The 3,540-nt window shown below is 50.0% G+C and carries 3 protein-coding genes and 1 pseudogene; all 4 read left to right on the top strand.

The genetic code is table 11. The annotated features are described in order from the left end of the window. A partial coding sequence (gene phnE / locus IBX50_RS18450) for a phosphonate ABC transporter, permease protein PhnE (protein WP_366930753.1) occupies positions 1-868 on the top strand: 868 nt, incomplete at its 5' end. Positions 869-948: 80 nt separating this feature from the next. After that, a complete protein-coding gene (locus tag IBX50_RS18445; protein WP_292257866.1) occupies positions 949-1,983 on the top strand; it encodes a putative 2-aminoethylphosphonate ABC transporter substrate-binding protein in 1,035 nt (344 codons plus the stop codon). 72 nt (positions 1,984-2,055) lie between these two features. Beyond that, the gene (locus IBX50_RS18440; protein ID WP_292257865.1) at positions 2,056-3,204 is read left to right on the top strand and encodes a putative 2-aminoethylphosphonate ABC transporter ATP-binding protein; all 1,149 of its coding nucleotides are present in this window, start codon (positions 2,056-2,058) and stop codon (positions 3,202-3,204) included. 1 nt (position 3,205) lies between these two features. Continuing rightward, positions 3,206-3,540: pseudogene (locus IBX50_RS18435) on the top strand (putative 2-aminoethylphosphonate ABC transporter permease subunit); the annotation flags it as partial.

The raw sequence follows: 3,540 nt of genomic DNA, 5'->3' as shown, positions 1-3,540 counted from the left end.
CTGGCGGCTTTGTATGAATTGGCTTCTATGCAAGAGCTGGAGCAAAGCTTTGCTCAAGAGGGTGCTTATGTCTCATGAATCACGTGGGTTTGAGCCCAGTCGTTTCCAAAAGCCATCCATCTTTGCCTGGGTAGTGCTGATCACTTTTTTGGCGTTTTTCATTCAGGGTATTAGCAGTGCAGATATCTCCTTGAATCGTTTAATTGCAGGCAGCAGTAATCTGGGAGAGTTCTTCTTATCGGCCTTTCCGCCATCAACGTCACGATTGGATGTGATCGCCAAGTCAATGCTGGAAACACTGAACATGGCAATAGTCGGTGTGACCTTTGGTGTTCTACTGAGCTTACCCGTTGCACTGCTTTGCGCACGGAATACCTCTCCACATGCGATTGTCAGAGTGGTGATGATTAATATTGTAGCTACTTTGCGCACCATTCCAGATTTGATCTGGGCGCTAATATTTGTTGTCGCTGTTGGTTTGGGGCCACTGGCGGGTATCCTGGCCATTATCATGGATACGATTGGCTTTTGTGCGCGCTTTTTTGCTGAACGCATTGAAGAGACCAACCCGAAGCCGGGTATGGCTCTAAAAGCCTCAGGGGCTTCAAGAACTGCAGTGATAGCCGGAGCAATTATACCGGAATGCTTTCCGTCTTTTGTCGCCACCAGTCTTTATAGTGTTGAAAAAGCGGTAAGAAGTGCTGTGGTTCTCGGGCTTGTTGGTGCTGGTGGTATAGGTGTAGAGCTGACTTCAGCGATGAATCTGTTCCGTTATAAGGAAGCCTTGACCATTATTTTGGTGGTGTTAGTAGTTGTCATTGCCGTGGAGCAAATCGCTAAGGCGATCAGAGCCCGGATCATGACCTGAAAAGTTCAATAAACTGTCATTAAGTTGCAACATTTTGCTCTTAGTATCTGGTCTATACCAATTGATACTCAGGAGACATCATGAAAAACGCACCGTTTCACTCCCTGAAAAAAACAGCTGTTGCACTTGCCCTGGGTTCAATCGTGGCAGTGCAAGCTGTTTCAGCAACAGAATTGACTGTTTATACCGCTGTTGAGTCGGATGACCTGCAGAAATATGCCGAGCGCTTTAATCAGGCGCATCCTGAGATCAGCATTCGCTGGGTTCGCGACTCTACGGGAGTAATGACGGCGCGATTGCTGGCTGAAAAAGAAAATCCCCGCGCGGATGTGATCTGGGGCCTTGCAGCAACCAGTTTGTTGCTGTTAGACAAAGAAGAGATGCTACATGCCTACGCGCCTGCGGGTGTCGAAAACCTTGATCCCAAGTTCATTGATCAGAATACCCCGCCTGCCTGGGTTGGTATGGATGCCTGGGTAGCCGCAATTTGCTACAACACCATTGAAGGTGAAAAGCTGGGTGTGCCTATGCCAACCAGTTGGGAAGATCTGACCCGTCCGGAATATCAGGGCCATCTGGTCATGCCTAACCCAAGCTCTTCCGGAACCGGCTACCTGGATGTGTCCAGTTGGATACAGCTCTGGGGTGAAGAGAAAGCCTGGGATTTCATGGATGGACTGCACAACAATATCAGCCGTTACACTCACTCAGGTTCAGCACCCTGTAATCTGGCCGCTTCGGGTGAAGCTGTCGTTGGAGTGTCCTTCGCGTTCCGTGCGGCACGCCTGAAATCTCAGGGTGCACCGGTTGAAGTCGTATTTCCATCTGAAGGTTTAGGCTGGGATATGGAAGCGGCCGCTATCGTAAAGGGCACTAAAAACCTTGAGGCAGCCAAAACTCTGATGGACTGGGCGATCAGTCGTGAAGCCAATGAATTGTATAACGAAGGTTATGCGGTGGTGGCGATGCCTGGTGTTGCACAGCCAATTGAGAACTATCCCGTCGATATTGTCGAGCGCATGATCGATAACGATTTCAGCTTCTCGGCTGTGAACCGTGATCGCATCCTGCAGGAATGGCAGCGTCGTTACGACGGTAAAACTGAAGCGCGTTAAGTATCCGTCGGACTGTACCCTGCGGGTGTGAGCATGGATGCTCCACCTGCTTTTTCAATTGGAGTTATCCCTATGCATGCATTGCAGAAATCATCCATGACGGCCTTTGTGCCGAAAGCTTACACGCTGGATCACAGCGCCTATGCTGCACCTCAGGTGTGTCTGAAAATTGAGGCCCTGACCAAGCAGTTTGGTGAATTTACAGCACTTAAAGCGATAGATCTGGAAATTTTTGAGGGTGAGTTTGTTTGCTTTCTTGGCCCGTCAGGGTGCGGGAAAACCACCTTGTTGCGTGCAATAGCCGGGCTGGAGATGCAGAGCAGCGGACGAATTTTTCAAATGGATAAAGAAATCACCAGGCTACCGCCGCAAAAACGCGATTTTGGCATAGTGTTCCAGTCCTACGCTCTGTTCCCCAATCTAACCCTTGCGGACAATATCGCCTACGGCCTGAAAAGTCAGGGCTACTGCAAAACGCGTATCCGTGAGCGGGTGCAGGAACTGCTGGCATTGATCGGCCTGGAGGGCTCAGATGCCAAGTATCCGGCGCAGTTGTCAGGTGGCCAACAGCAGCGAGTCGCGCTGGCACGTGCGCTGGCGACTGAGCCTGGGTTGTTATTGCTGGATGAACCCCTGTCCGCGCTGGATGCACGTGTGCGTTTGCACCTGCGCCAGCAGATCAAGTCATTGCAACAGGCACTGGGTGTGACAACCGTTATGGTGACCCATGACCAGGAAGAAGCGCTGACCATGGCTGATCGTATTGTGGTAATGAACCATGGCGTGATTGAACAGATAGGCACACCAGAAGAGATCTATCGCCATCCGGTCAATGCCTTCGTTGCCGGGTTTGTCGGCAGTATGAATTTGCTGCCGGTTAATGTCGTATCGGCTTCGGGAGTACAGTTGGGTATTCAGCATCTACCCTGTCTTCCGCATGAGCTAAATACGGGCGATTCAGCCTGCTTGGGTATACGTCCTGAAGAGGTCGTGCTGACAGAGCGTGAAGATGAGCAGGGCTCACTGGAAGCGCGGGTGGTGCATGTGGAGTATTTGGGTTCATTTATGCGTGTAACCTGTGACCTGTTAATGCAGGACCAGCAGCTAGTCGTGGATTTGCAGCATACTGATGCCGAACGCATGATTATTGCGGTTGGGCGAGAAGTGTTTTTACGTCTGCCTCAGTGTTATTGCCGTATTTTTACCCAACAGGTGCATTAACATGAGTGCTGGTATTCCTATGGCTGGAGCAATAGACTGGCGCCGTAAAATAAATTCTGAAAAACTACTTAAGCTATTGTTTTTACTTGCTGCGTTGGCATTGATGCTTATAGGTCTGGCGCTGCCACTGTATACCATGCTGCTGAAAAGCTTACAGAACAGCCGTGGCGAGTTTATTGGTCTGGTGAATTACCAGTACTATTTTTCTACACCCGCGTTGGTTAACTCCATACAGAATTCTTTCTTTATTGCCTTTGTCACTATGTTGCTGGTGGTGTCATTGGCGTTCTTGTGTGCCTACGGTATTACCCGAACCTGTATGCCGGGGAAAAAGCT

The organism is Marinospirillum sp. (assembly GCF_014859565.1).
Note: the sequence above shows the minus strand (reverse complement) of the source record. Positions and strands in the feature narration are given on the sequence as shown.